At 40.7% G+C, this 26,651-nt stretch carries 29 protein-coding genes; 25 read left to right on the top strand and 4 right to left on the bottom strand.

Annotation, left to right across the window (positions count from 1 at the left end; translation table 11 throughout):
- Positions 1-620: 620 nt before the first annotated feature.
- The 11 genes from rpmH (at position 621) to MHI41_RS19140 (ending at position 10,961) form a co-directional block, all read left to right on the top strand.
- A complete protein-coding gene (gene rpmH / locus MHI41_RS19190; RefSeq protein ID WP_008360908.1) occupies positions 621-755 on the top strand; it encodes a 50S ribosomal protein L34 in 135 nt (44 codons plus the stop codon).
- A gap of 78 nt (positions 756-833) precedes the next feature.
- The gene (gene rnpA, locus MHI41_RS19185) at positions 834-1,193 is read left to right on the top strand and encodes a ribonuclease P protein component (protein ID WP_008347592.1); all 360 of its coding nucleotides are present in this window, start codon (positions 834-836) and stop codon (positions 1,191-1,193) included.
- Between the two features lie 158 nt (positions 1,194-1,351).
- Positions 1,352-2,134 (top strand): YidC family membrane integrase SpoIIIJ, encoded by a 783-nt coding sequence (gene spoIIIJ / locus MHI41_RS19180; RefSeq protein ID WP_089374159.1) that lies wholly within the window; start codon positions 1,352-1,354, stop codon positions 2,132-2,134.
- Complete coding sequence (gene jag, locus MHI41_RS19175; RefSeq protein WP_065461491.1) at positions 2,131-2,754, top strand: RNA-binding cell elongation regulator Jag/EloR; 624 nt, start codon at positions 2,131-2,133, stop codon at positions 2,752-2,754. Before spoIIIJ ends, jag begins: the two co-directional genes overlap by 4 nt.
- 402 nt (positions 2,755-3,156) lie before the next feature.
- Entirely contained in the window at positions 3,157-4,536 is a 1,380-nt protein-coding gene (gene mnmE, locus MHI41_RS19170) for a tRNA uridine-5-carboxymethylaminomethyl(34) synthesis GTPase MnmE (protein WP_081298184.1), read from the top strand.
- A gap of 17 nt (positions 4,537-4,553) precedes the next feature.
- Positions 4,554-6,440 carry a tRNA uridine-5-carboxymethylaminomethyl(34) synthesis enzyme MnmG gene (gene mnmG, locus MHI41_RS19165; RefSeq protein ID WP_008347584.1) on the top strand — a complete coding sequence of 629 codons (1,887 nt, stop codon included), beginning with the start codon at positions 4,554-4,556 and terminating at the stop codon, positions 6,438-6,440.
- A gap of 13 nt (positions 6,441-6,453) precedes the next feature.
- Positions 6,454-7,173, top strand: coding sequence for a 16S rRNA (guanine(527)-N(7))-methyltransferase RsmG (gene rsmG, locus MHI41_RS19160; RefSeq protein WP_065461489.1), 720 nt, complete (start codon positions 6,454-6,456; stop codon positions 7,171-7,173).
- Positions 7,174-7,278: 105 nt separating this feature from the next.
- Positions 7,279-8,154 carry a nucleoid occlusion protein gene (gene noc / locus MHI41_RS19155; RefSeq protein ID WP_025208345.1) on the top strand — a complete coding sequence of 292 codons (876 nt, stop codon included), beginning with the start codon at positions 7,279-7,281 and terminating at the stop codon, positions 8,152-8,154.
- A gap of 128 nt (positions 8,155-8,282) precedes the next feature.
- On the top strand, positions 8,283-9,116 hold the full coding sequence (locus MHI41_RS19150; protein ID WP_041508097.1) for a YiiX/YebB-like N1pC/P60 family cysteine hydrolase: 834 nt from the start codon (positions 8,283-8,285) through the stop codon (positions 9,114-9,116).
- 236 nt (positions 9,117-9,352) lie between these two features.
- Positions 9,353-10,114 carry a sporulation initiation inhibitor protein Soj gene (gene soj, locus MHI41_RS19145; protein WP_008360890.1) on the top strand — a complete coding sequence of 254 codons (762 nt, stop codon included), beginning with the start codon at positions 9,353-9,355 and terminating at the stop codon, positions 10,112-10,114.
- Positions 10,107-10,961, top strand: a complete 855-nt coding sequence (locus tag MHI41_RS19140; RefSeq protein ID WP_017359871.1) for a ParB/RepB/Spo0J family partition protein — start codon at positions 10,107-10,109, stop codon at positions 10,959-10,961. The genes soj and MHI41_RS19140 overlap by 8 nt, the downstream gene beginning before the upstream one ends.
- A gap of 25 nt (positions 10,962-10,986) precedes the next feature.
- Here MHI41_RS19140 and yyaC read toward each other — a convergent pair whose 3' ends face one another.
- Positions 10,987-11,613 (bottom strand): spore protease YyaC, encoded by a 627-nt coding sequence (gene yyaC / locus MHI41_RS19135; RefSeq protein WP_008347570.1) that lies wholly within the window; start codon positions 11,611-11,613, stop codon positions 10,987-10,989.
- A gap of 72 nt (positions 11,614-11,685) precedes the next feature.
- On the opposite strand from yyaC, the gene MHI41_RS19130 reads away from it, so the two are divergent.
- Positions 11,686-12,741, top strand: coding sequence for a hypothetical protein (locus MHI41_RS19130; protein WP_206114141.1), 1,056 nt, complete (start codon positions 11,686-11,688; stop codon positions 12,739-12,741).
- 25 nt (positions 12,742-12,766) lie between these two features.
- Here the strand turns inward: MHI41_RS19130 and MHI41_RS19125 are convergent, their stop codons facing one another.
- Together MHI41_RS19125 and MHI41_RS19120 are read right to left on the bottom strand one after the other, a co-directional pair.
- Positions 12,767-13,177, bottom strand: coding sequence for a hypothetical protein (locus MHI41_RS19125; protein WP_342494429.1), 411 nt, complete (start codon positions 13,175-13,177; stop codon positions 12,767-12,769).
- A 15-nt stretch (positions 13,178-13,192) separates the two neighbouring features.
- On the bottom strand, positions 13,193-14,512 hold the full coding sequence (locus MHI41_RS19120; protein WP_342494428.1) for a hydrolase: 1,320 nt from the start codon (positions 14,510-14,512) through the stop codon (positions 13,193-13,195).
- Between the two features lie 294 nt (positions 14,513-14,806).
- Here MHI41_RS19120 and MHI41_RS19115 point away from each other — a divergent pair, with 294 nt between their 5' ends.
- From MHI41_RS19115 to wrbA, 10 genes are all read left to right on the top strand, one after another.
- Positions 14,807-15,013, top strand: coding sequence for a DUF951 domain-containing protein (locus MHI41_RS19115; RefSeq protein WP_008347561.1), 207 nt, complete (start codon positions 14,807-14,809; stop codon positions 15,011-15,013).
- 215 nt (positions 15,014-15,228) lie between these two features.
- Entirely contained in the window at positions 15,229-16,329 is a 1,101-nt protein-coding gene (ychF, locus tag MHI41_RS19110; RefSeq protein WP_007497458.1) for a redox-regulated ATPase YchF, read from the top strand.
- A gap of 108 nt (positions 16,330-16,437) precedes the next feature.
- A complete protein-coding gene (gene rpsF / locus MHI41_RS19105; protein WP_008347557.1) occupies positions 16,438-16,725 on the top strand; it encodes a 30S ribosomal protein S6 in 288 nt (95 codons plus the stop codon).
- Between the two features lie 36 nt (positions 16,726-16,761).
- Complete coding sequence (ssbA, locus tag MHI41_RS19100) at positions 16,762-17,304, top strand: single-stranded DNA-binding protein SsbA (RefSeq protein ID WP_007497456.1); 543 nt, start codon at positions 16,762-16,764, stop codon at positions 17,302-17,304.
- A 41-nt stretch (positions 17,305-17,345) separates the two neighbouring features.
- Positions 17,346-17,585 carry a 30S ribosomal protein S18 gene (rpsR, locus tag MHI41_RS19095; RefSeq protein ID WP_008347556.1) on the top strand — a complete coding sequence of 80 codons (240 nt, stop codon included), beginning with the start codon at positions 17,346-17,348 and terminating at the stop codon, positions 17,583-17,585.
- A gap of 199 nt (positions 17,586-17,784) precedes the next feature.
- A complete protein-coding gene (locus tag MHI41_RS19090) occupies positions 17,785-18,750 on the top strand; it encodes an ABC transporter ATP-binding protein (RefSeq protein ID WP_035390142.1) in 966 nt (321 codons plus the stop codon).
- Positions 18,743-20,260 carry an ABC transporter permease/substrate-binding protein gene (locus MHI41_RS19085; RefSeq protein ID WP_008347552.1) on the top strand — a complete coding sequence of 506 codons (1,518 nt, stop codon included), beginning with the start codon at positions 18,743-18,745 and terminating at the stop codon, positions 20,258-20,260. The genes MHI41_RS19090 and MHI41_RS19085 overlap by 8 nt, the downstream gene beginning before the upstream one ends.
- Before the next feature lie 210 nt (positions 20,261-20,470).
- Positions 20,471-21,421 (top strand): ring-cleaving dioxygenase, encoded by a 951-nt coding sequence (locus tag MHI41_RS19080; protein ID WP_017359878.1) that lies wholly within the window; start codon positions 20,471-20,473, stop codon positions 21,419-21,421.
- Positions 21,418-22,029: an alpha/beta hydrolase gene (locus tag MHI41_RS19075; RefSeq protein ID WP_024718443.1), complete on the top strand. Its 612-nt coding sequence runs from the start codon at positions 21,418-21,420 to the stop codon at positions 22,027-22,029. The genes MHI41_RS19080 and MHI41_RS19075 overlap by 4 nt, the downstream gene beginning before the upstream one ends.
- A gap of 59 nt (positions 22,030-22,088) precedes the next feature.
- The gene (wrbA, locus tag MHI41_RS19070; protein WP_045034926.1) at positions 22,089-22,712 is read left to right on the top strand and encodes an NAD(P)H:quinone oxidoreductase; all 624 of its coding nucleotides are present in this window, start codon (positions 22,089-22,091) and stop codon (positions 22,710-22,712) included.
- Between the two features lie 48 nt (positions 22,713-22,760).
- Here the strand turns inward: wrbA and katX are convergent, their stop codons facing one another.
- Entirely contained in the window at positions 22,761-24,350 is a 1,590-nt protein-coding gene (gene katX / locus MHI41_RS19065; RefSeq protein ID WP_148779917.1) for a catalase KatX, read from the bottom strand.
- 106 nt (positions 24,351-24,456) lie between these two features.
- Between katX and MHI41_RS19060 the strand changes: the two genes are divergently transcribed.
- From MHI41_RS19060 to MHI41_RS19050, 3 genes are all read left to right on the top strand, one after another.
- Positions 24,457-25,116 (top strand): hypothetical protein, encoded by a 660-nt coding sequence (locus tag MHI41_RS19060; protein WP_148779916.1) that lies wholly within the window; start codon positions 24,457-24,459, stop codon positions 25,114-25,116.
- 149 nt (positions 25,117-25,265) lie between these two features.
- Positions 25,266-25,760: an RNA polymerase sigma factor gene (locus MHI41_RS19055; RefSeq protein WP_007497431.1), complete on the top strand. Its 495-nt coding sequence runs from the start codon at positions 25,266-25,268 to the stop codon at positions 25,758-25,760.
- Positions 25,761-26,618 (top strand): DUF3298 and DUF4163 domain-containing protein, encoded by an 858-nt coding sequence (locus MHI41_RS19050; protein WP_048001995.1) that lies wholly within the window; start codon positions 25,761-25,763, stop codon positions 26,616-26,618.
- Positions 26,619-26,651 lie beyond the last annotated feature (33 nt).

Here is a 26,651-nt window from a genome sequence, read left to right as displayed (position 1 = left end):
AAGGCTTCTCCCCCCTCCTTTTCTTTTTAAAATGACCAGTATCAAACTGTTATAGAACACGAAAAAGAGCAAATGGTCATCACCATTCGTGCACATACTTTGTTGAAAACAATTAATATAGTAGAAAAACGTCTTTTCGACAAATTACACAGGTTGTGGATAAACAATTCAACAAGCTGTGCAATAACTTTCCACAGGTTATCCACAAATTGTGGATAAGATAAATAGGCCAGATAAGTAATTAAGAGTTAAAACACAAATATAATATCAAAATAAACAAGATGGTGCAATGGGTGTCACAAACTTATCCACACACTTTACATCCTGTTGAAAAATAATTATCCACATAGGTTATTTGTGTGAAAAAAATGTCGATAATGGATGTGGATAGTCAAAATATGCCGGAAAAATATCCACAACCTTGTTTTGAAGGTTTTTTTGAAGGAAAAAAAGAATAAAATGCTGGAAACTAAAAAAGAAGGTTTCTTCACTTGATAACTTGTGTTATGCTTATAAGGTTGATAATAAGAGTTTTATCATTGATATTGACAATCGATGGGTTACACAAATATAATGAGTTAGACTGTCTTAAACAGCTATTCCTCAGGGAGGTGTCATAAATGAAAAGAACGTTTCAACCAAATAACCGTAAGCGTAGTAAAGTTCATGGCTTCCGCAGCCGTATGAGTTCTAAAAACGGACGTCTAGTTTTAAAGCGACGCCGCAGCAAAGGTAGAAAAAAATTATCAGCTTAGGCCACTGAATAATGTCAGTGGTCTTTTTTACATAAAATCGTAAATGAACTGTCAGTTTTTATCGGAGTGGAAGAAAACATGAAGAAGCGAAACAGGCTAAAAAAAAATGAAGAGTTTCAAACAGTATTCAAAAAAGGTCAATCAATGGCTAATCGCCAATTCGTCATTTATCAGCTGGACCAACCAAATCAAGAAGAACTGCGTTTAGGATTGTCTGTCAGTAAAAAGATAGGGAATGCAGTGATAAGAAACCGGATTAAACGACTGATCCGTCAGGTGTTCTTAGAGGAAGGTCATAAGCTAAAGCAAGAAAAAGACTACATTGTTATCGCACGAAAACCAGCAAGCGAATTGACCTTTGAAGAAACAAAGAAGTCTCTCCAGCATTTATTTAGAAAATCCGCTGTTTATCAACAACAACCGAAAAAGTCTTCGTAATAGAAACTTTCGTTGAATCAATTTTTAAAAGCGCTTCCTTCATCTAGTGAATTAAAATGAAACCACCACTTTGTAATGAAAAAATGTTACCATACTGATTAGGTGAGTCACTTTCGTAATCAATTCCAACTTAAATAAAGTTTGAAGTAATGGGAGGAATCTTGTTGAAAAGGCGATTATTACTAATATTTAGCTTGATTGGCGTGTTGGTTCTATTGGCAGGATGTACACAAATCAATGAACCAATCACATCAGATAGTAAGGGATTCTGGAATTCTTACATTGTATACCCGCTATCTCAATTAATCACTTACATGGCAAACTTAACTGGTGAAAACTATGGTGTAGCGATTATTATCGTAACTCTTTTAATTCGTTTGCTTATTTTACCATTAATGATTAAACAATTAAGAAGTACAAAAGCAATGCAAGCACTTCAGCCAGAACTAAAGAAGCTTCGTGAAAAATATAGTTCAAAAGATCAAAAAACACAGCAGCAGCTTCAACAGGAAACAATGGCTCTTTTCCAAAAGAATGGTGTAAATCCATTAGCAGGGTGTTTCCCAATCTTAATTCAAATGCCAATCTTAATTGGTTTTTATCATGCGATCATGAGAACAGCTGAAATCAAGAAACATACTTTTTTATGGTTTGACTTAGGCAGTCCAGATCCATTATTCCTGTTACCGATTATTGCAGGTGTAGCTACTTTTATTCAGCAGAAGCTAATGATGGCTGGAAATCCTTCGGACAACCCTCAAATGGCGATTATGCTTTGGGTGATGCCGATTATGATCATTGTATTTGCAATCAGTTTCCCAGCGGCACTTTCACTGTACTGGGTTGTAGGTAACATTTTCATGATCATTCAAACTTTGGTCATTAAAACACCTCAAGTAAAAGTTGATACAAAAGAAAAAGCTGGCGGGAACAAAAAATGAAGGAAATAACTGCTGTCGGTCGCACAGTCGAAGAAGCAGTAGATTCCGGACTGAAACAAATTCAACTACTACAAGAAGAAGTAGATATCACAATAGTAGATGAAGGAAACAAAGGGTTTTTAGGATTATTTGGTAAAAGACAAGCTGTTGTCAAGTTAGTAGAAAAGCGAGATGCGCTCAAATTAGCAACACAGTATTTAGATAAAATTGTTAAATCAATTGATCCTAAAGCAAACATTGTTTCGAAAAAAGAAACGAAAAAGATCTCTTTTCACATTAATGGAGACAAAACTTCATTAATGATTGGAAAAAGAGGACAAACACTGTACTCTTTAGAAACCTTGGTGCAGTTAGTGTTTAATCGTTATTCTGATCAGTATCATCATATTACAATTGATATTGGAGATTATAGGAAGAAACGACAAGAAGCACTTGAACAATACGCAATCAAAACGGCAAACCGTGTTTTAAAAACGAAGAGAAAGGTTCATTTAGAACCGATGCCTTCGAATGAACGAAAAGTCGTTCATGATACGATTGCAGCATTTTCTAAAGAACTTGCCACGGCATCTGAAGATACGGGCACCAAGCGTCATGTTGTGGTGCTTTATAAAAAATAGCAGAAAGGCTAAGATTCAGCAAAGCTGGATTTTAGTCTTTTTTTATTGAAAAATTACCTTTTAATAGTAGATTCCTCCTTTATTTCTAAAAGGTTATTGTGTTATTTAGATCGAAAACGTCATTTTCCCTTAGTTGCAAAGGGAGAAGGGCGTTTTAATTTATTGGATTTAGGTGTAAGATGTGAAGACAAGTTTAGAACGTCGTTATTCACATGTGGATAAGTTAAGTGTTAAAATAGACAGGGTGCAAAACTGTGGATAATTTAATGTGGGCTACTTTCGCTTCGCATGCATTTGTGGTATCTTTAAATTTTGGATTAAGCGTTTTTGATATAGAGATGGACAACGTCCATTTAATAGATATAAGACTGTCTATTGAATAGAGAAAGAGGTGAATGAGCGGTGGATACAATTGCAGCAATTTCTACACCAATGGGTGAAGGGGCAATTGCCATTATACGTTTAAGCGGGCCTGATGCAGTTCAGATTGCTGATCGCATGTATAAGGGGCCTAAGGAGAAAAAACTTGTATCAGTGGATTCTCATACAATTCATTATGGTCATATTGTAGATTCAAGTACCGAGCAAGTGATAGAAGAGGTCATGGTGTCTGTATTAAGAGCGCCAAAAACATTTACGAGAGAAGACGTTATTGAGATTAACTGCCATGGCGGAATTGTCACGGTCAATAAAGTCTTGCAGCTTGCTTTAAAAGAAGGAGCGAGATTAGCGGAGCCAGGTGAGTTTACAAAACGTGCTTTCCTAAATGGAAGAATCGACTTGTCACAAGCAGAAGCCGTAATGGACTTGATTCGTGCAAAGACTGACCGTGCGATGAATGTCGCAATTACTCAAATGGAGGGACGTCTCTCCGGTTTGATTAAACGTCTTCGTGGTGAGATATTGGAGACACTTGCCCATGTAGAAGTGAATATTGATTATCCAGAGTATGACGATGTTGAAGAAATGACACATCGAGTCTTAGTTGAGAAGGCGACATCTGTGAAAAAGGAAATTGAATCGCTTCTAACGACTTCACAGCAGGGGAAAATCCTACGTGAGGGCTTATCTACTGTTATTATTGGAAGGCCAAATGTTGGGAAGTCTTCCTTATTAAATAGTCTTGTTCAGGAAACAAAGGCGATTGTGACCGATATTCCTGGAACAACCAGAGATGTCATCGAGGAATATGTGAATGTAAGAGGAGTACCGCTCCGTTTAGTAGATACTGCGGGTATACGTGAGACTGAAGACATTGTTGAGCGTATTGGGGTCGAACGATCAAGACAGGTCTTAAAAGAAGCTGACCTGATTTTACTTGTGCTCAATTATAGTGAAGAGTTATCTGAGGAAGATATTAAGCTATTTGAGGCTGTCTCAGGTATGGATATTATTGTGATTGTCAATAAGACTGATCTTGAGCCTAAACTTGATGTAGAAAAAGTAAAAGAGTTAGCGAAAGATCGTCCAGTCGTGACAACATCTTTATTACAAGAAAAAGGGATTGATGAGCTTGAATTGGCCATTCAATCTTTATTCTTCACTGGCTCAATTGAAAGTGGAGATTTAACGTATGTGAGCAATACTAGGCATATTGCGCTCCTTCAAGAAGCAAAACAATCGATTGAGGATGCTCTAGAAGGAATTGAAATGGATGTACCGATCGACATCGTTCAAATAGATTTAACACGCTGCTGGGAGCAGCTAGGTGAAATTATTGGGGATGCTGTTCATGAAAGCTTAATCGATCAGTTATTCTCTCAATTCTGTTTAGGAAAGTAAAGGGAGGAACAAAAGAAATGGGTTATGAAGCTGGCCAATATGATGTAATCGTCGTCGGTGCCGGTCATGCTGGTGTTGAGGCTGCTCTTGCTTCTGCAAGACAGGGCGCCAAAACACTTGTATTGACCATCAATCTAGATATGGTTGCTTTTATGCCATGTAATCCGTCCGTAGGGGGTCCCGCTAAAGGGATTGTCGTCAGAGAAATTGATGCGCTAGGCGGAGAAATGGCACGAAATATAGATAAGACGCATATTCAAATGCGTATGCTGAATACTGGGAAAGGACCTGCTGTCCGTGCGTTAAGAGCGCAAGCAGATAAGTTTCAATATCAGCACGAAATGAAAAAAACAATGGAAAATGAACCAAACCTAACAATGCTGCAAGGGATGGTAGATCATTTAATTGTAGAAGATGATGAATGTAAAGGTGTCGTGACTCAAACAGGTGCAAATTATCGCGCGAAGTCTGTTGTTCTAACGACTGGTACTTTCTTAAAAGGCCGCATTATTTTAGGTGATCTTTCTTATTCAAGCGGTCCTAATAATCAGCAGCCTTCCATTAAATTATCGGATCATCTAGCAGAATTAGGATTCGATTTGGTTCGCTTTAAAACTGGGACACCACCTCGAGTAAACAGTCACTCGATTGATTATAGTAAGACAGAAATTCAACCAGGTGATGATGTACCACGTGCGTTTTCTTATGAAACTGTGGAATATATTACAGATCAATTACCATGCTGGTTAACATACACTAGTTTAGAGACTCATCAAATTATTGATGAGAATCTTCACCGTTCTCCTATGTATTCAGGTATGATTAAAGGAACAGGTCCTAGATACTGCCCGTCTATTGAGGATAAGGTGGTTCGTTTTAATGATAAACCGAGACATCAAATTTTCTTAGAGCCAGAAGGCCGTAATACGCAAGAAGTGTATGTTCAAGGTTTATCTACAAGTCTGCCAGAGGATGTACAGCAGCGAATGCTGTCAACCATTCCAGGGCTTGAAAATGTACAAATGATGCGAGCGGGTTATGCCATTGAGTATGATGCGATTGTGCCTACACAATTGTGGCCGACACTTGAGACGAAGAAAATTTCTGGATTATATACAGCTGGCCAAATTAATGGTACCTCTGGTTATGAGGAAGCAGCAGGTCAAGGAATTATGGCAGGTATCAATGCAGGAAGAAAAGCATTGGGTAAAGAAGAAGTCATTTTAAGCCGATCTGATGCATATATCGGTGTTCTCATTGATGATCTTGTCACGAAGGGTACAAATGAACCTTACCGTCTCTTAACTTCTCGTGCAGAGTACCGCTTACTTCTGCGTCATGACAATGCTGATTTAAGATTAACGGAACTTGGATATAACATTGGTTTAATTTCTGAAGAGAGATTCCAAGCATTCACACAGAAAAAAGAGGCCATTGAAGCAGAGAAAAAACGTTTATATTCTGTCATTATTAAACCTACAGTAGAGACACAGGAATATATTCGTTCACTTGGTGGAAGTGAATTGAAGGACGGTATTCGCGCTAGTGATCTGATGAAGCGCCCAGAGATGAACTATGAATCTGTTGTGAAACTAGCTCCTGCTGACACACCGCTTCCTGCTGATGTGTGTGAACAGGTAGAGATTCAAATTAAATATGAAGGTTATATCGAAAAGTCGCTCCAACAAGTTGAAAAGCTGAAAAAGATGGAAAACAAAAAGATTCCGGATCGAATCGATTATGATGCCATCAAAGGGATTGCAACTGAAGCGAAGCAAAAGCTAAAAGAAGTCCGACCGCTTTCTGTTGCACAGGCTTCTCGTATTTCAGGCGTTAACCCTGCTGATATTTCTATCCTTTTAGTGTATTTGGAGCAGGGACGTATTGCGAAGATAGCAGAGTAGAAAGGATGTCGGCATGAACATTGAACAATTTACAGTAGCACTAGAGGAGAAAGGGATCACTCTTTCTCCAGTGCAGCTTGAACAATTTGAAACTTACTTCCATATGCTTGTAGAATGGAACGAGAAGATGAATTTAACGTCCATTACAGAAAAGGAAGAAGTATATTTAAAGCATTTTTATGACTCGATATCAGCAGCATTTTTTATTGATTTTCACAATGTGACAACAATTTGTGATATTGGAGCTGGTGCTGGTTTTCCAAGCATTCCTCTTAAAATTTGTTTCCCTCATCTACATGTGACCATTGTTGATTCTCTCCAGAAACGCATTACGTTTCTCAATGAGTTAGCAAAAGGGTTAAACTTACAAGATACTACTTTTTATCATGATCGTGCGGAGACCTTTGGACAACGTAAAGATCAACGTGAAAGCTATGACCTTGTCACCGCTAGAGCAGTTGCGCGCTTATCTGTCTTAAGCGAACTATGCCTGCCGCTTGTGAAAAAGGAAGGTTTGTTTGTTGCATTAAAAGCATCTGCTGCAGATGAAGAGATGCAAGCAGGAAAAAAAGCCGTCACTGTCCTCGGAGGAGAGGTTGTTGAAAAGCATTCCTTTGTTCTTCCTTTAGAAGAAAGCGAACGGAACATCATTGTCATTGAAAAGAAAAAACAAACACCAAAAAAATATCCTAGAAAACCAGGAACACCTAATAAATCACCAATAGAGGGTTGATCATGTAAAAGGTCGGTTTTTCTTCAATATTTATGATTTTACAGAAGGAAAAAACATGAGAAAATAGAATTATAAAAAGGTAGTTTTTAAAGGTGGTGTAGGTTCATGAAGCATTCACTCTCACGCTTCTTCGGGCTTGGTGACAAAGAACATCCTGAGCGTGATACCGAAATAGAGGCAGAGATTGCTGAGCATGAAACATTAAAGGAAGAGATACAGGAGCTCCCGGTCGACACAATTATGCCTAACCGTTTTCAGCCACGCACCATTTTTTCAGAAGAAAAGATACAAGAGCTGGCCACAACCATTCATACCCATGGCATTATTCAACCGATTGTTGTTAGACCAACAGAAGAAGAAGGAAAATATGAACTGATCGCCGGCGAAAGACGTTGGAGAGCGGTACAAACTCTTCAATGGGAGAAAATCCCCGCTATTATAAAAGATTTTACTGATACGGAAACGGCATCTGTGGCATTGATTGAAAATTTGCAAAGAGAAGAGCTGTCTTCAATTGAAGAGGCTCATGCTTATGCACGTCTTTTAGAGCTTCATGATTTAACGCAAGAAGCGCTTGCTCAGCGTTTAGGTAAGGGACAATCGACTGTTGCAAACAAACTAAGACTTTTAAAGTTGCCTGAAGAGGTACAGCAAGCCATTTTGGAGAAAAAAATCTCTGAGAGGCATGCCCGTTCACTTGTACCTCTAAAGTTGCCAGAATTACAGATCACGCTGTTGCAGGAAATCATCGAAAAGCAGCTGAATGTGAAACAGACTGAAGAGCGTGTAGTGAAGATGCTTGAACAAAAAACAGATCGCAAACCGAAGCCGAAACGTAAGGCGTTTAGCCGAGATACGCGAATTGCGATGAATACCATTCGTCAGTCTCTCCATATGGTAGAAGACAGCGGACTTAAAATAAATACCGAGGAAGAAGAATTTGAGGAATATATCCAATTAACGATTCGAATTCCTAAATAGAAAGAAGCTGATGAGCATTACTCGTCAGCTTTTTTGTCTTTCTCTCCCTTCAATTCATGATATTTACTTATTATTAATTAATTGGTAAAATATGATTTTCATAGTAGAAGGGAGGTGACATATAACCGATGAAAATGAAAAAGACTATTTTTGCTATTATCTGTTATTTACTAATCTCTTTTTCTCTTTTTTCAAATGAAACGACTGTGTTTGCTGTGAGCACGTCAACGAATCATGATACTCATTCAGCGGAAGAAACGATTACGAAAGAAGAACTGAGTACTCTGAAGAAACAAGGTGTGGTTTCGACAGATGTAACGGTTCAACAATTAAATCAAGAGCAAGCGTCTCAGGATGATGCGATCGATGTGATCACAGCTGATGATGATTTGGAGAACTATGGTTTAAGGCAAAACAAACAGGATGAAATGGTAACAGATGAAAGGCCGAATACCATTCGCCATCTTTTTGGTAAACCGTATCCTGGAACCGATATTATGCCTCAAAAAGGGGATATATTGGTGACGAGCACTGGTGCTTTGAATGGTTTAATTGGTCATGCAGGCATCGTCATTAATGAGAAAAGCTATGCATCCATTCCTGGGTTCCGGCAGCATCCAAATATTGATTCCATTCAAAGCTGGTTTCGCTATAGTGCCAATACAAAGGTGATTCGGATTAATCATCAGGAAAAGGCAGATTTAGCAGGGGATTGGGCGCATGATTACGTGAAAGACCATCCGAAGGCTCGATATTCGATCACTATGTCTATTCAATCCTTGGACCCTACTTATTGTTCAAAGATTGTATGGCAGGCTTACGCGAAAACCGGGGACGCTGTTGGACATGCCACATTTACCATTAAAGCACCCTATGGTTTTTTGAAAAAGAAGAACTATAAAACAGTGACACCTAAAGTCATTGTAAGTGAAGGCCGAAAAATTGGCGGGCTAAACTTTTGATTGTATCTCCCTCACTTTTATAAAAGTGGGGGTTTTTTGTCTCGTTATTTTCTTCAAAAAGATATATTAATATACTTTTAAAACGTATTTTTATGCATCTATCCATGTACGGAAACACAGATTCATTCACGAATTTATAGTGGAGAAACAAAAAAAGCAAACGTTTCATACTTTTTTTGATAGAATAGGAAGTATGAATGAATGAGAAACTTGTTAAGTTGAAAGTGGGTGACATCGTGGGGAAAATCATAGCGATTACCAACCAGAAGGGCGGCGTTGGGAAGACGACAACTTCTGTTAATTTGGGTGCGTGTTTAGCATACATAGGAAAACGAGTGTTGTTAGTTGATATTGATCCGCAGGGAAATGCCACGAGTGGTATTGGGATTGAGAAGGCCGATGTAGAGAAGTGCGTGTACGATATTTTAGTAGACGATGCAGATGTACTTGATGTGATTAAGACGACAGAGGTCGAAAATCTTGATGTCATTCCTGCGACGATACAGCTTGCAGGGGCGGAAATTGAGCTTGTGCCTACGATCTCACGTGAAGTGAGGCTGAAAAGAGCACTTGAATCTGTGAAGCAAAATTATGATTATATGATTATTGACTGCCCGCCATCGCTTGGATTACTGACGATTAATGCGTTAACTGCATCCGATTCTGTTTTAATACCGGTTCAGTGTGAATATTATGCGCTTGAAGGATTGAGTCAATTGTTGAATACGGTTCGTCTTGTGCAGAAACATCTAAATACCGACCTTGCCATTGAAGGTGTCTTACTGACAATGCTTGATGCAAGAACAAATCTTGGAATCCAAGTCATCGAAGAAGTAAAAAAATACTTTAGAGATAAAGTCTATCAGACCGTGATTCCGAGAAATGTGAGACTAAGTGAAGCGCCTAGTCATGGGAAACCTATTATCTTGTATGATCCACGTTCAAGAGGTGCAGATGTCTATTTAGACTTAGCAAAGGAAGTGGATGCGAATGGCTAAAGGTCTTGGAAAGGGTATTAATGCACTATTTAACAATGTGGATTCCAATGAAGAAACTGTCGAAGAAATTAAGTTGAAGGATTTGCGCCCGAACCCTTATCAGCCAAGGAAAACGTTTGATGATGATGCATTGTCTGATCTCAAAGAATCGATTCAGCAGCATGGTGTTTTACAGCCGATTATTGTTCGTAAATCGATTAAAGGATATGACATTGTCGCAGGAGAACGCCGTTTCCGTGCAGCACAACAAGCTGGTTTGACAACGATTCCTGCGATCGTCAGGGAATTTTCAGAAACACTGATGAGGGAGATCGCTCTTTTAGAAAACTTACAGCGCGAGGATTTATCTCCATTAGAGGAAGCGGAAGCCTATGCCTCCTTACTAGATCACTTAAGTGTGACTCAGGAGGAATTAGCCAAGCGATTAGGCAAAAGCAGACCGCATATTGCGAACCACCTTCGTTTATTAACATTACCGGATGAAGTACAGAAGCTGATTGCAGATGGAACATTATCCATGGGACATGGACGCACGCTGCTTAGTTTGAAAAACAAAAAGAAGCTGGCGCCATTGGTAAAGAAGGTCGTGGACGAAGGATTAAATGTCCGTCAGGTTGAGAAACTTGTTCAGCAATTAAATGAAAATGTTCCACGTGAAACAAAGAAAAAAGAAGCACCAAAGGATCGCATGTTGAAAGAAAGAGAATCTTTCTTACAAAATTACTTTGGTACTTCAGTGACGATCAAGAAACAGAAGAAAAAAGGGAAAATTGAGATTGAATTTCTCTCAAATGAAGATTTAGAAAGAATCCTTGAATTGCTTTCTACGAGAGAATCATCGGAATGACCATCTTGATATGAGATGGTCTTTTTTATATTCTTCCCGTGATATTTTGAATAGGGGTGAAGAGAGAACGGCTTTTTTCTCTCGTCCAATCCATTTGATCAATGTGGGATAGACTTTCAGAAAGTGTATTGGCCATAGACATCACAAGATGAAGACGTGTGTTTTGAAGAACGAAGTATTCCATAAAACCGCTCACGTTGACGATTCCATTAATATGAATATTACCTACTTCTGGCAGCTCTTTTTGCACACCTGCACCGGGCTTTAACGGTCCTTCTCCAATTTGAAACGATCCTACACTTTTTACTCTCCCTAAACAGGCATCAACGGCTACGATAAATGGATGTTTATGAGCTTGTTCAATTTCAGCGAGCTTTTCCTTTAAATTGACCGCATGCACTGGGTCAGAGAGAGTACCGTATACATGCAGCTTTTTTAAATCCAGACCTGAAAGCTTTGTTCCTACAAGTGGACCTAGAGAGTCACCGGTTGAGCGGTCTGTTCCTATGCAGACGATGGCAACGGGTCTTTTTCCTGCTTTCTGAAGATGCGAGAATAAAATACTTTTAAGCTGCTGAATGGCATTTGTATCCGTATGGGACACGTATTCTTTCACCCTATTTCTTAAAAAAAGACCGTTCTTGCTATTCATAGGTCTCACTTCCTTGTCATAGTAGTTAGTAACAGTATACGGAAACAAGCTTAATTCTATACCTATGAGGTGATGATTGTGTGGAAGGCTGGTTCAAGGTGGACGCTTTTAATTTTAGGAAGCTTGATAGGAGCGGGATATGCCTCCGGTCAAGAAATTTGGCAGTTTTTTGGCCTTGATAGCGGACTAGCCATTCTACTGTTTACGCTCATGTTTATGCTGTCTACCTATGTGGTGTTAAAAATCAGTTATGAGGTGCGTGCCGATCATTTTGTGCCCGTGTTAGAGCGTCTTGTAGGTCCTTGGCTGGCCAAGGTGTATGATATTTTAATTGTTCTTTATCTATTCACGACAACAACAGTCATGATTGCCGGTGGCGGGGTGACACTTGAGATGTATCATGTGCCATTTTGGGTTGGAATCGGTGCATTTTGTTTATTCTCATTTATGATTTTTTTCTGGGATGTGAAAGGGCTCTTATCTGTGAATGCTTTCATTATACCAATTTTGGTGGCGGGGCTCATCTATGCGTTTGTTTTTTATTATATGAATCATGATCATATGTGGAGAATTGATTTTGGCCAGCAATACAATTGGCCTGCCAGTATCGTCTTTGCTTCTTTGAATATATTATCTGTTGTGGCGGTGCTGTCTTCAGTGGGGAAAGAAATGAAAGGGCTTGGAGAGGCCAAGGTTGCGAGTATATTAAGCGGTTTGATTTTTGGTGTCATTTCTTATGTGTATAACGAAATACTAGTTGATATTTCTGGGAGTCTTTCAGCAGAGGGGATTCCTTTGTTTACAGTATTAGAGGGGGCACCAACATCATTGTTTGTGTTTATGACCATTGTTCTTTGTTTAGCGATTTATACAACAACCGCTGCAGGATTATTTGGTTTATCCAGCCGCATGCTCTCTTTTGTACGACTGCCCCGCTGGTTCATTGTATTCATCATGCTTCTTTTGATGGCACCTTTAACCTCTCTTGGATTTGCTGATTTGATTGCTTTCTTGTATCCGATTTACAGCTTGCTCAATCTTTATTTGCTTGTCTGTTTAATGCTGTATCCGATTTTAAGTAAAAAGATATTTTTCCGGTCTAAAAATTATACTGATAAAATAAAATAAACACCTCTCTTTCAAAGAGAAGTGTTTATTTTATCAGAATGGAATCAATCGCATCCTTGATATCGTCATATACAGGCATGTGCTGGAGACGCTGCATGCGTTCCTCTATTTCTGAGATGGCTTGTCCCTTTAAATGCTGGGATACATGCTGTTTGACAATGGTTGTCTGGTTCATCATGTCTTCTGTTTTGGACAATTGGTACTCCAAGTGCATGCGTGTATTTGCCAATTCGTCGTGAAGCCGCATTTTCAGCAATCGCTTTAAATCTTTTCGTTGTCCTTCTCTGCGCATGGCCTGAATAGCGGCAATTTCTTCAGGTGATTGCGATTGTGTTTGTGGTGCAGATTGACTTTCGAATACAGACATGGAGCGGCGGGCACTCACATTTTGCAAGAAACGCTGGGCGTCACTAGGAGGTTTATTTTGATTGATCATATGGCGACTCCTTTCTTAACGAATACCCATTTGCATCGCAAGGCGTCTATCTGCCTTGGCATAGTCATCACCCATTGTGTACATATGTCTTGAAAGGGTGGAAAGTTCTTGTTCGTAGTCTCTCAAGGTGTACAAGGCATTCAGTTGTTTTTCATGAGAATAAAAGGATGATTGCGGCTGCTCCATCCGTACTTCCTCTAACAGTGCTTCTACATCGCTATGGGTTAATAAATCATAGTGACCGAAGCCGACAAGTCCTTTCAGTTCTTGTTTTACATGATGGACGGCATCTTTTACACTATCATCAATTCCATCTATTTTCTCAAATACAGTGTGTACTTCATGTTCAATAATACTTTGTAGATCATAAGATGAATTTTTTAGTAAATGGGATTTTATGATAATTTCAAGCCCGTTTTGTGCATATGCACGGCCTGAATGGATGTCTTGTAAAAGCATCGCTGTAAAACTTGTATTGTGATCAAGCTGTTCATCCAAAATACGAGCGGTTCCATTCGAATGGAATGAATACCCATTTACTTTAAACTCTCCTGAAACGAGAGCTAAAAATGCATTTGTATCAAATGATTCGTTCCACTCTATATTCATTGATGCAAAAGCTGATCTTAAAAAGGTGTCAATTTCTCTTGGTTTATATTTTATGGATTCTTGGACCGATCCCTGCTCCCGGGGCGGTACGGTGTACTTGACTTGTCCAACTCCATGATCATGGCGATTGAGTAAACCTACATAATGATTGGGTTGAATATATTCTGTGAGAACATGGGTATATTTTCCTTCTACTGCTTTTTGCTGATTGGAAGGTGCCAAGCTGCTCCATATATTTGGGCTATCGAATGTGATGGCTTTTTTGACAGCTGGTTGTTCTGTCGCAATATAAGCACAAACAGCACCGGCAAGGGCTTGTCCAGTGAGATAGATGGCTGCATTTGGGTGCTTCTGACAGATGTCCTCGATGTATTCCTTCCCTTTAAAAAAGACATGTTCTTGCTTTCCGGCTAAGGATTTTCTTTCAATGGGGTAGGCATAATCCGTTTTTAACAATGATTGGGTAGCCGTTTGAACATCTTGTGCCGATGTCACCGTCATTTGTTTTGGCAGAGGACAGTGAAACGCGACAATGAACTCATCTGACTGTTCCTGCTGCATCGTTAAACCATATAATTGATGATCTATTTTTAGAAAATCGTTGACAGTGAGCGTATGCTGACCTACTTCTATCGTATGGTTCTGCTGGTAATTCTCTGCGTTTCCAGCGTGATCGGATATGATTTTATAATCTTTGTCGGTTAATCTATCCTTTCGATTGACCATCGTACCTGCTCCCTCACATAACATTTATGCAGATATCATAAATCAAAAAATATGGAAAAACCACAGCGTTCTACCAATAAAAACCTTTTGACCTACAGTGTTTGTGACAATATTGAAAAAAAGCGGAGTTTAAGTAACTATTGGTCACAAATAAAATGATCTAAAAGAAGGGTTTTTTCTATAAAAAAGAACGGGATTGATACATGACAGCGGCTCTTTATTTTGTGCATTGCTCTCTATCGTCGTTTTTTTGTACAATAGATTTAATGAAGTGAGCAAGAGAGGTGAATGCTGATGGCAGACAAAGCATTTGGGTTACATGACGTCGTTGAAATGAAAAAACCCCATCCATGTGGCGCCAATCGGTGGAAAGTCATTCGTTTGGGCATGGATATTCGTATTAAATGCGAAGGGTGTGGGCACAGCGTGATGATCCCAAGAAGAGATTTTGAACGAAAAATGAAGAAAATTCTCGTCAAGCATGAGGAGCCAACTGCTTAAGTAGGCCTCATGCTTTTTTGATGAAATTTGTCTTTTGTTCAGAGAAACAGATGCAATTTCTCATTTTAAAGCTCCGATTTAGTCTTTTTGGTAATGTTTCTTCTATTGAAAATGCATGATGGTTAGCTTGTCTTTTCATGTAAACCTACTTATAATTGCTCTAGGTTCATATTACGCAGTATAACGAGCACGTTTCATATAGAGGAGATGAAAGAATGGCTTTAACAGCTGGTATTGTTGGCTTACCTAACGTCGGGAAGTCAACGCTATTTAATGCAATTACACAGGCTGGAGCGGAGTCTGCTAACTATCCGTTCTGTACCATTGATCCAAACGTCGGAATTGTAGAAGTTCCAGACGAGCGTTTGCAAAAACTGACAGAATTAGTGCAGCCAAAAAAGACAGTTCCGACTGCTTTCGAATTCACTGATATTGCTGGTATTGTGAAAGGTGCATCTAAAGGAGAAGGTTTAGGAAATAAATTCCTTTCTCACATTCGTCAAGTAGATGCGATCTGTCACGTGGTGAGAGCTTTTGCTGATGATAACATTACACATGTGTCAGGTAAGGTTGACCCAGTGTCAGATATTGAAACGATTAATTTAGAATTGATTTTGGCTGATCTAGAAACGGTTGAAAAGCGTTTAACTCGTGTGAGTAAGCTTGCGAAACAAAAAGATAAGGAAGCGGTAGCTGAATTTGATATTTTGGAAAAGCTGAAGGACGCATTTGAAGCTGGAAAATCTGCAAGATCGGTTGAATTTACAGATGAGCAGCAGAAGCTTGTGAAGCAGCTTCATTTACTCACGTCAAAACCTATTCTGTATGTAGCAAATGTGAGTGAGGACGAAGTAGCAGATCAGGACGGAAACGAATATGTACAGCAAATTCGTGAGTTTGCATCTGGCGAAAACGCTGAAGTCATCGTCGTTTGTGCGAAGATTGAGTCTGAAATTGCAGAGCTTGAAGGAGAAGAAAAGCAAATGTTCCTTGAAGAGCTTGGCATTAAAGAATCAGGTCTAGATCAGCTGATTAAAGCGTCTTATTCACTTCTAGGTTTAGCTACGTATTTCACAGCAGGTGAGCAAGAAGTGCGCGCTTGGACATTTAAAAAAGGAATGAAGGCACCAGAATGTGCTGGAATCATTCATACGGACTTCGAGCGTGGATTTATTCGTGCTGAAACGGTTGCTTATGAAGATTTACTAGCTGGCGGAAGTATGTCTGCTGCAAAAGAAGCAGGTAAAGTTCGTTTAGAAGGTAAAGAATATATAGTGAAAGATGGAGACGTCATTCATTTCCGTTTTAACGTATAGGTTCTTGTCATAGGCCAAGTAATTTGTTATAATATACAATTGTGAGTAATATAATTTATTGCTCCTTGCCCGTATAGGGCCGCTTAGACCAAAAGGAGGTGCAATCAGATGAGAAAGTACGAAGTTATGTACATCATCCGCCCAACAGTTGACGATGAGGCTAAAAAAGCAGTTATCGACCGTTTTAATAACGTGTTAACTTCTAACGGTGCGGAGATCACTGGAACAAAGGATTGGGGTAAACGTCGTCTTGCATACGAAATCAACGATTTCCGTGAAGGCTTCTACCAAATCGTAAACGTTCAATCTGACGCTGCAGCAGTTCAAGAATTTGACCGCTTAGCTAAGATCAGTGACGATATCATTCGCCACATTGTTGTTAAAGAAGAAGAATAAATCATTGAAATATATATTTAAAGGTGGTCTTTCAATATGCTAAACCGTGTTGTATTGGTCGGAAGACTAACAAAAGACCCTGAGCTTCGCTACACGCCTAATGGTGCGGCTGTAGCCACGTTTACTCTAGCTGTGAATCGTACGTTTACGAATCAATCTGGAGAGCGTGAAGCCGATTTCATTAACTGTGTTACTTGGAGAAGACAAGCCGAGAACGTGGCTAATTTCTTGAAAAAAGGAAGTCTTGCCGGTGTAGACGGTCGCTTGCAGACAAGAAACTATGAAAACCAGCAAGGACAGCGTGTCTTCGTGACAGAAGTTCAAGCTGAAAGTGTTCAATTTCTTGAGCCTAAAAGCGGCGGTGCTGGTTCAGGTGGATACAGCGGCGGTGGCAATAGCGGAGGCCAGTATTATGGCGGTAGCCAAAATGATCAGAATCCATTTGGAAATGAACCAAGTCAAAATCCATATGGCAATCAAAACAACCAAAATCGTAATCAGGGAAATAGCTTCAATGATGACCCATTTGCGAATGATGGTAAACCGATTGACATCTCCGATGATGATTTGCCATTCTAATTGATCTGAAAAAAATGACCAAAGGAAAGGTGTGAAAACAAATGGCAGGTGGACGCAGAGGCGGTCGTGCGAAACGTCGTAAAGTATGTTTCTTTACTTCTAACGGAATCACGCACATCGATTACAAAGATGTTGATCTTCTTAGAAAGTTTGTTTCTGAGCGTGGTAAAATTTTACCTCGTCGTGTAACAGGAACTAGCGCTAAGTATCAACGTAAATTGACATTAGCGATTAAAAAATCACGTCAAATGGCATTACTTCCATACGTTACTGGTGAGTAAGTCGTTGACTTAAAAGCGAAGGGCCTTGAGCTCTTCGCTTTTTTTATTTGTCTCACTTTTATGAGAAAGCCGTTTCTGGCAGTCTAACTAGGGGAAGTATGTAAAAAGAGAGTCAACGTGACAGTTTGTTCTATACAAATACTAGGTTAATCTGTCATATTGGTATTTTAAAATATACTTGCAGTCAGGGCGTGGGAAGATGATTGAATTTAAGAATGTATCGATGCAGTTTTCTGATGACCGCTATGCCGTTCAATCTGTTGATTTGGAGATTCAGAAAGGTGAATTTTTTGTATTGATTGGACCTAGTGGAAGCGGGAAAACGACGACTTTGAAAATGATCAATCGTCTCATCTCTTCTACAGAAGGTGAGATTTACATAAAGGGTCGAACCATCAGCGATTATGATATTTATGAGCTGCGCTGGGATATTGGTTATGTGCTTCAGCAAATAGCGCTGTTCCCTCATATGACCATAGAAGAGAATATTGCTATAGTGCCAGAGCTGAAACAATGGAAGCGGACTGAGACGAATCAGCGTGTTGATGAGTTGATGTTCATGGTGGGGCTTGAGCCTACTACCTATCGACATCGAAAGCCAGCAGAGCTTTCAGGAGGACAGCAGCAGCGAGTCGGCGTAGCACGGGCACTTGCTGCTGATCCTGAGATTGTCCTGATGGATGAACCTTTTAGTGCGTTAGATCCACTGACGAGAGAGAAATTACAAGATGATCTGCTTGAGTTACAGCGCCGTATTCAAAAGACCATCGTTTTTGTGACACATGATATGCAGGAAGCCATGAAGCTTGGAGATCGGATATGTGTGATGAATGAAGGAAAAGTGGTGCAGGTTGGACGCCCAGAGGAATTGATTCAGCATCCAGTGAATCCATTTGTGCGGGAGTTTGTTTCAGGAGCTGCCCGTCATGTAGACCATCAAGCATTTGAGCTGACAACTATTTCTCAGCCCATGCCTCAAGATGATCTGTTAGGCGATGAGGCGGTCTCCATCCATGCGACGCTGGAAGAGGTTCTATCTCGGCTGGCAGAGCATGAAGAACTTGTTGTTGAGAAGGATGGGGAACGGATCGGACTCATCACTCGTCAAGCGGTGATTCAGTATTTAGCCGGTACTTCTGCTGAGAGGGGCGAGACACATGAATGAATGGACCAGTGTGCTATGGGCTCGAAAAGATCAGCTCGGACACGCCTTACTTGAGCATATTCAAATTTCCTTCATTGCGTTATTTCTAGCGATTTTGATTGCCATTCCTTTAGGGATTTATTTAACGAGAGTCCCTAAGATAGCAGAGTGGATCATTGGGGTGACGGCTGTCTTGCAGACAATTCCGTCTTTGGCGCTGCTTGGACTGCTGATTCCTCTCGTTGGGATTGGTCAAGTGCCCGCAATTATCGCTCTTGTCGTCTATGCTCTTCTTCCTATTTTAAGAAACACATATACAGGCATTCGTGAGGTCGATCCGTCGCTCCGAGAAGCGGCGCTCGCTATGGGGATGAATCACCGCAAACGCTTATTAAAAGTAGAACTCCCTCTTGCTATGCCTGTGATCATGGCAGGTATCCGAACAGGGATGGTTCTTATTGTAGGGACAGCCACTCTTGCAGCTCTTATTGGGGCAGGCGGATTAGGGAGTCTGATTCTGCTTGGAATTGATCGGAATGATATGTCGTTGATCATCATTGGTGCTATTCCAGCTGCATTACTTGCGCTCTTATTTGATGTGGTTTTGCGGACACTTGAGAAAATCTCCTTTAAAAAAACCGTGATCTCTGTGACGGTCTTTGCTGTAATAGCAGGAGCAGTTGTCGCTGCCCCATTGCTGTTTCAACAAGAAAAAAAAGAGATCACCATTGGAGGGAAGCTGGGGTCAGAGCCTGAAATTTTGATCTCTATGTATAAGCTTTTAATTGAGCAGGATACAGATATCCAAGTCAATCTTAAGCCTGGTCTTGGTAAGACGTCCTTTGTTTTTCAGGCACTGCGGTCTGGTGATATTGACATCTATCCTGAATTTACAGGGACAGCGATTTCTGAATTTCTGAAAGAAACAGCGAAAAGCACGGATAAGGAAAAAGTGTATGAGCAAGCGCGCCAAGGTTTGGCGTCATCCTTTCAGCTTCAGCTTCTTCAGCCGATGGCTTATAACAATACATATGCTTTAGCCGTGCCTCAATCACTAGCGGATCAATATGATTTATCAAAGATTTCAGATCTGGGTCAAATCAAGAATCGTATACGTGCTGGCTTTACTTTAGAGTTTTCTGATCGTCAGGATGGATATTTAGGCATTCAAAAAGCTTATCAGTTTTCTTTCGACGATGTGGTCACGATGGAACCGAAACTTCGATATCGAGCCATTCAAAAAGGGAATATTCAGTTGGTCGATGCGTATTCGACAGACAGTGAATTGAGACAATACAAGTTGAAGGTGCTTGATGATGACAAGCATGTTTTCCCGCCCTATCAAGGAGCGCCCTTGCTAAGACAGGAGACATTAAAAGAGTATCCTGAGATTGAGGCCTCTCTCAACAAGCTCGCTGGTCAAATCACAGATGATGAGATGAGAGAAATGAATTACGAAGTCAATGTGAAGGGGAAAGATGCATTTCAAGTAGCCGAAGCCTATTTAAAAAAGAAAAAATTGCTTCAATAATCAAGGGAAAGCAGGTCTGCTATAACAAAGCGGCCTGCTTTTGAAAAGAAAAAAACAAAAATCATTGACATCTATTTCAAAAAAGAATATCCTTAATTCGAGATAAATATATTTTTTGGTCATATATCTCGAATTCGAGATAATATAAAAGCGTCAGTCAAGACATAATGAGTAGGGACATGTTACGTCATGAAGAGGAGGTCATTAGAAGTGAAGAAAACAGAAGGAATTCACCATATCACAGCAATTGTTGGTCATCCTCAGGAGAACGTTGATTTTTATGCAGGTGTTTTAGGTCTGCGTCTCGTGAAAAAGACCGTCAATTTTGATGATCCAGGCACATATCATTTATATTTTGGAAATGAAGGAGGTTCTCCAGGTACCATAATTACGTTTTTTCCTTGGCCAGGTGCACAAAAGGGACAAATTGGAGCAGGTCAAGTAGGTGTGACAACATATGTCGTACCGACCGGTGCTTTCTCTTTTTGGAAGGAACGCCTTGAGCAGTTTGACGTTTCTTATGAAATGATTGAACGCTTTGGTGAGGCCTTTCTCTCATTTGAAGATCCGCACGGTTTATTGATAGAACTTGTAGAACGTGAAGAAGGAAAACAGAATGACTGGACATTTAATGGAGTGACACCAGAAGTAGCGATTAAAGGGTTTGGCGGAGCTGTTTTATTAACTTCACAGCCTGAGCAAACGATGCAGTTGCTAGAGCAAACGATGGGACTTGAAAAAGTCGGCACGGAAGGAGATTATGTGAGATTCCGTTCGTTTGGAGAAATCGGCAATGTCATTGATGTGAACAAGACACCTGTTGCACGAGGACGTATGGGCGTGGGTGTTGTACATCATATTGCGTGGAGAGCAACAGATGATCAGGATCAATTAGATTGGCAAAGACATGTTGCGCAAAGCGGATATCAAGTGACGCCTGTGCAAGATCGAAATTATTTCAATGCCATTTATTTTAGAGAGCTTGGCGGCATATTATTTGAGATTGCGACCGATCCTCCAGGGTTTGCACACGATGAATCTGTGGAAACGATGGGTGAAGCGTTGAAACTGCCGCCGCAATATGAGGCGCAGCGTAGTCAAATTGAACAAATCGTGCTGCCGATTGAGGTAAGAGAAATCAAAGGGAAAGGAGATTCATGATGAAGCATCTTTTTCAAAAAGGAAAGAATGAACAAAAACCTGTCCTTCTCATGCTGCATGGAACTGGCGGGACAGAGCAAGACTTATTGCCGCTTGCAGAAGTGGTAGACCCTGAAGCATCTGTTCTTAGTGTGAGAGGAAATGTATCAGAAAACGGCATGCCGCGTTTTTTCAGGCGTTTGGCAGAGGGTGTTTTTGATGAGCAAGATTTAATTGAGCGTACAGAGGAATTATATACATTTATCGGGGAAGCAGCAGATAAGTATGGATTTGATCGTCACAATGTTGTAGCCATCGGCTATTCAAACGGGGCGAATATTGCTGGAAGTCTGTTATTCCATTACGGAGATGCGCTGAAAGGAGCGATCCTGCATCATCCAATGGTCCCAAGACGAGGGGTTTCATTACCTTCATTAGCGGGGAAACAAGTCTTTATAGCAGCTGGTGAAAATGATCCAATGTGCCGTCCTGAGGAATCTCAGGAACTGGAGCAACTGCTTCAGGAGGCGGGAGCATCCGTAACGCTTCATTGGGAAAATCGTGGACATCAGCTAACAAGAGAAGAAGTCGATGCTGCGGCATTGTGGTATCGTCGTCAATTTAAATAAGGTGGGGAATACAGGTGGGATTTTTACAAAAGCTTTTTGGGCAAACCAAACAAAAGGAGATGGAACAAGTGGAAAACGTAAAACTAGCGATTATTTATTATAGTTCAACAGGTACAAACTATCAGATGGCGAAATGGGCGGAGGCTGGAGCGAAAGAAGCTGGTGCTGAAGTCAAAATTTTAAAGGTTCCTGAATTGGCACCAGAAGCAGTTGTTGCATCAAATCCAGCATGGAAAGCACATTTAGATGAAACAAAAGATGTCCCTGAGGTTCAGTTAAGTGACTTAGAGTGGGCGGATGCCATTATTTTCAGCATGCCGACACGTTTCGGTAACTTACCGGCTCAAATGAAACAATTCTTAGACACAACAGGCGGTTTATGGTTCCAAGGGAAACTAGCAAACAAAGCAGTGAGTGCGATGACATCTGCACAAAACCCAAATGGCGGACAGGAGCAGACGGTTCTGAGCCTGTATACAACGATGTTCCACTGGGGAGCCATTATTGCCGCTCCTGGCTACACGGATGATTCCCTATACGGCGCAGGGGGTAACCCTTATGGTGTGAGTGTGACTGTTGACCAAAATGGAAAGATCCAAGAGGATGCAGAAGCAGCCGCAAAACATCAGGCGAAACGTACAGTGAATGTAGCAGAATGGATCAAAAAAGGTCAAAACGCTTAATAGATGTATACAAAAAGAATGCAGCCACTCCGCTGCATTCTTTTTTCATTAATAAGGATCTGAAGGGGTGCTGTTGTTGATCGCATCGTTGACAGCCTGTGCCGCGCCTGTTGATCCAATTGGTCCGCTTGGCTCCTCTTGTTTGAAGGCTTTTAAGCCATCGGCCACACGTTTTCCATAGTCAGGATCAGCTTTTGTAAAGTTTTCGATCATTTGGTCTTGGATGTCTTTTTGGCAGGTAGCTAAGGTGTTGACTAAGTTTTTAATCAGTTCCTCACGTTCCCAATCATTGAAGCGGCGATAGGTTTCTCCCGCTTGTCCGAAATTGTTCGGGCGGTCAATGGCTTCTCGTTTGACTTCACCCTCTACAAAAGGCGTATGATCCTTTCCATCTTGCTGCGCTTCTTTTAATCCCCCTAGAATGGACGGTTCATAATTCACATGGGGGTTTTGTCCTTTTCCTTGATCCACATGATATTCCATTTGCCCATCTCGCTGATTGGTGGCAACATGCTTTTTCGGTGCATTGATCGGCAGCTGTAAATAATTTGGCCCGACTCGATATCGCTGCGTATCAGAGTATGAGAAGGTACGTCCTTGCAGCAATTTATCATCTGAGAAATCTAATCCGTCTACAAGAACCCCCGTCCCAAAGGCAACCTGTTCCACTTCTGCAAAATAATTTTCTGGATTTTTGTTTAGCACCATTCGTCCGATCGGTTTCCATGGATAGTCATCCTTGTACCAGAGCTTTGTCGGATCGAGTGGATCAAAGTCTAGATGGGGGTGGGTGTCATCTTCCATGATTTGAGCGTATACTTCCCATTCAGGATGATCCCCTTGTTCAATGGCTTCATATAAATCCTGTGTGGCATGATTAAAGTTTTCCCCTTGAATGGCTTGGGCTTGTTCTTGTGTCAGGTTGCGAATCCCTTGCTTCGGTTCAAAGTGATATTTGACCAGTACTGCTTTTCCTTCATGATTCACCCATTTATAGGCATGGACGCCAGAGCCTTGCATGTGCCGGTATGTGGCGGGAATGCCCCATGGTGAGAAGAGAAATGTCACCATATGTGTTGCTTCAGGTGATTGTGAAACGAAATCAAAAATGCGCTCGCCATCCTGACGATTGGTGACAGGATCAGGCTTAAAGGCATGAACCAAATCAGGGAATTTCAAAGCATCTCGAATAAAGAAAATTTTGAGGTTGTTCCCAACGAGATCCCAGTTGCCGTCTTCTGTATAAAATTTGATCGCAAATCCCCGCGGATCGCGTAAAGTTTCTGGTGAATGTCCGCCGTGAATAACAGAAGAGAATCGAACGAAGACAGGGGTCTTTTTTCCTTTCTCCTGAAATAATTTGGCTCTTGTATAAGTGGAAATGGGTTCGTCACCGAATGTACCGTAGGCTTCAAAGTATCCGTGTGCGCCGGCACCTCGTGCGTGAACGACACGTTCAGGGATGCGTTCACGATCAAAATGACTGATTTTCTCTAGGAAATCGTAGTTTTCAAGTGTAGTCGGTCCTCGATTCCCAACGGTTCTTATGTTTTGATTATCTGTTACCGGGTGACCTTGTCGATTCGTCAAGGTTTCTTCTGACTCTGAAGATGATGTAGGCTGTTGATCTTCTTTCAAGGTAGAATCCCTCCTTCAATATCTCCCTAACAATATGGTCATGTTGCTCCCTATTTCATACAAGGATTGATATAATGAGTGAAAACTTTTATGAGGAGCGGACCTAATGATTCGATTACACTGCCTTCACGCACATCCATCTAATATTTCTTACATTGACGACGCTTTCTATGACACAGGATTTGATCTGCATCACATCGTCGATTCAACCTTTATGGAACGAGCCAAACAAGATCCCGCATTTGATCTTGAGCAGCAGCAAACCTATGCCATCAACAGACTCATGCAAGAAGGAGAGGCTGATCTTGTTTTATTAACGTGTACACAATACATTGCGGCTTTGGGGGAGCAGCAGCACCTGTTCAAACAACCAATTGTTCCGATAGATGAGCCGTTATTTGAGCAGATTTGTGAGCGAGAGGGTCCGCTTCAGCTGGTGTTTTCAAACCCAGATACAGTAGAAGGAACGATGAAGCGACTGTCTTCATATGTAAAAGAGCGGGGAAAGCAGTTGAAGGCAGAAGTGGTTGTGCTAGAGGATGTCTTTCATCTTTGCTTGAACGGTGATATACAAGCCTACCATGAGCGAATCATGGAACAGTTAAGGCAATCTGTGAAGCAGCAGCATGGAGATATTTGTGTGATGCAGCTCTCGATGGTTCACGCTGCAAAGCAGGTGGAGCAGGAAACAGGAGTGTCCATCATTCATCCGCTATCACCACTCAAACCATTTGTTTATCAAAAAATAACGGCTTTAAAAGAGTGAACCCGTCAGGTTCGCTCTTTTTGTATAGAAACGTAAATGGGATGACATGTTAAAAAAATAATGGAGCGCAAACTATTTTTAACAGGTGTGCGTCTATCCAATGTAAGAAATAACAGATGCGCATTTAAGATAAAGGAGCTCTTTGTAAAATGAAGAAACGAAAGATTGATGATCAATTTGCGGATTACGTAATGGAGCATAAACACAGTTTTTATCGATTGTCCTATAGCTATGTCAAAAACCCAGAAGATGCGATGGATGTCGTTCAAGAGGCGATTCATAAAGCACTCAAATCTGTTCACCGATTAGAGGATGCGACCAAGATGCATAGCTGGTTTTATAAAATCGTCGTAAACGCTGCCCTCGACTTTTTACGAAAGAAGAAGCGTGTGCAAGTGACAGACGATGACACGCTGGAATTTTTATCACAGGGTGAATCGGATGTCTATGAGGATCAAGATGTCAGACGGGCGATAGAAGATTTGCCGGAGATGTATCGGGTCATCATTATATTAAGATTCTTTGAGGATTTAAAGCTAGAGGACATTGCTCATATTCTTGGAGAAAATGAAAACACCATTAAAACAAGATTATATAAGGCGTTGCGGCTTTTAAAAGTAGAATTATCGCAGGAGGAAATATAAATGGATAAGCATTTGGAACAGTTAAAAGAGGAATATTTAGAAATCCCTATTCCCCCGGAATACGATGCTATGGTTGAACGGACATTAAAACGAAAAAACAAGAAACCTCATTTTCAGAAATGGACGATCGGACTTGTTGCTGCGGCTGCTTTATTTGTCACCACTGTAAATGTCAGTCCGCAGGCAGCAAGAGCGATTTCAGAAGTACCCGTCATTGGAGAGCTTGTGAAAGTCGTGACGTTCACAGAATTTAAAAAGAGCGATCAGGGAACAAATATTGATCTCAAAACACCACACGTTTCAGGGCTTGGGGACGGAAAATTACAAGACAGCCTGAATCAAAAATATTTAGCTGAAAACAAAAAGCTGTATCAAGATTTTGAAAAGGAAACAAAGGGTTATAAAAATGGTCATTTGAGTGTAGAGAGCGGATATGAAGTAAGAACAAATAATGATCAAATTCTTTCACTAGGTCGATACAAGGTGACGACTCAGGCTTCTGCGGCAGAGGAAATGACATATGATACGGTGGATAAGAAAAACCATGTACTCATTACATTACCAAGTCTGTTTAAAGATGACCGTTATATTGATGTGATTAGTGAAAATATTAAAGAACAAATGAAGAAACAGATGAAAGAGGATTCAAATAAGATTTACTGGATGACGAAGCAAGATACGGTTGACCCGTTTAAGAAGATTCAGCCAGATCAAAGCTTCTATATCAATTCAAAAGGCAAACTGGTGATTTCCTTCAACGAATATGATGTGGCGCCTGGTTACATGGGTGTAGTTGAATTCACGATTCCAACAAGTGTGCTAAAGGATGTTCTTGTCAGCGATATGTACATTCACTAAAAGAAGAAAAAAGACTGCTGAAGATGTCAGCAG

It is taken from the genome of Bacillus sp. FSL M7-0307, assembly GCF_038627835.1.
GTDB classification, from domain to species: domain Bacteria; phylum Bacillota; class Bacilli; order Bacillales; family Bacillaceae; genus Bacillus; species Bacillus altitudinis.
Note: the sequence above shows the minus strand (reverse complement) of the source record. Positions and strands in the feature narration are given on the sequence as shown.

What these genes read in the sequence shown, in the direction of transcription:
- mnmG (WP_008347584.1), top strand. Translation starts at nt 4,554, where the DNA reads ATGGGTTATGAAGCTGGCCAATATGATGTAATCGTCGTCGGTGCCGGT.
- rpsF (WP_008347557.1), top strand. Translation starts at nt 16,438, where the DNA reads ATGAGAAAGTACGAAGTTATGTACATCATCCGCCCAACAGTTGACGAT.
- rnpA (WP_008347592.1), top strand. Translation starts at nt 834, where the DNA reads ATGAAGAAGCGAAACAGGCTAAAAAAAAATGAAGAGTTTCAAACAGTA.
- MHI41_RS19150 (WP_041508097.1), top strand. Translation starts at nt 8,283, where the DNA reads ATGAAAATGAAAAAGACTATTTTTGCTATTATCTGTTATTTACTAATC.
- noc (WP_025208345.1), top strand. Translation starts at nt 7,279, where the DNA reads ATGAAGCATTCACTCTCACGCTTCTTCGGGCTTGGTGACAAAGAACAT.
- MHI41_RS19130 (WP_206114141.1), top strand. Translation starts at nt 11,686, where the DNA reads ATGATTGTGTGGAAGGCTGGTTCAAGGTGGACGCTTTTAATTTTAGGA.
- ychF (WP_007497458.1), top strand. Translation starts at nt 15,229, where the DNA reads ATGGCTTTAACAGCTGGTATTGTTGGCTTACCTAACGTCGGGAAGTCA.
- MHI41_RS19120 (WP_342494428.1), bottom strand. Translation starts at nt 14,512, where the DNA reads ATGGTCAATCGAAAGGATAGATTAACCGACAAAGATTATAAAATCATA.
- jag (WP_065461491.1), top strand. Translation starts at nt 2,131, where the DNA reads ATGAAGGAAATAACTGCTGTCGGTCGCACAGTCGAAGAAGCAGTAGAT.
- MHI41_RS19140 (WP_017359871.1), top strand. Translation starts at nt 10,107, where the DNA reads ATGGCTAAAGGTCTTGGAAAGGGTATTAATGCACTATTTAACAATGTG.
- MHI41_RS19085 (WP_008347552.1), top strand. Translation starts at nt 18,743, where the DNA reads ATGAATGAATGGACCAGTGTGCTATGGGCTCGAAAAGATCAGCTCGGA.
- rpmH (WP_008360908.1), top strand. Translation starts at nt 621, where the DNA reads ATGAAAAGAACGTTTCAACCAAATAACCGTAAGCGTAGTAAAGTTCAT.
- MHI41_RS19050 (WP_048001995.1), top strand. Translation starts at nt 25,761, where the DNA reads ATGGATAAGCATTTGGAACAGTTAAAAGAGGAATATTTAGAAATCCCT.
- MHI41_RS19125 (WP_342494429.1), bottom strand. Translation starts at nt 13,177, where the DNA reads ATGATCAATCAAAATAAACCTCCTAGTGACGCCCAGCGTTTCTTGCAA.
- MHI41_RS19115 (WP_008347561.1), top strand. Translation starts at nt 14,807, where the DNA reads ATGGCAGACAAAGCATTTGGGTTACATGACGTCGTTGAAATGAAAAAA.
- wrbA (WP_045034926.1), top strand. Translation starts at nt 22,089, where the DNA reads ATGGAACAAGTGGAAAACGTAAAACTAGCGATTATTTATTATAGTTCA.
- MHI41_RS19060 (WP_148779916.1), top strand. Translation starts at nt 24,457, where the DNA reads ATGATTCGATTACACTGCCTTCACGCACATCCATCTAATATTTCTTAC.
- yyaC (WP_008347570.1), bottom strand. Translation starts at nt 11,613, where the DNA reads ATGAATAGCAAGAACGGTCTTTTTTTAAGAAATAGGGTGAAAGAATAC.
- MHI41_RS19090 (WP_035390142.1), top strand. Translation starts at nt 17,785, where the DNA reads ATGATTGAATTTAAGAATGTATCGATGCAGTTTTCTGATGACCGCTAT.
- MHI41_RS19075 (WP_024718443.1), top strand. Translation starts at nt 21,418, where the DNA reads ATGATGAAGCATCTTTTTCAAAAAGGAAAGAATGAACAAAAACCTGTC.
- ssbA (WP_007497456.1), top strand. Translation starts at nt 16,762, where the DNA reads ATGCTAAACCGTGTTGTATTGGTCGGAAGACTAACAAAAGACCCTGAG.
- rpsR (WP_008347556.1), top strand. Translation starts at nt 17,346, where the DNA reads ATGGCAGGTGGACGCAGAGGCGGTCGTGCGAAACGTCGTAAAGTATGT.
- MHI41_RS19055 (WP_007497431.1), top strand. Translation starts at nt 25,266, where the DNA reads ATGAAGAAACGAAAGATTGATGATCAATTTGCGGATTACGTAATGGAG.
- rsmG (WP_065461489.1), top strand. Translation starts at nt 6,454, where the DNA reads ATGAACATTGAACAATTTACAGTAGCACTAGAGGAGAAAGGGATCACT.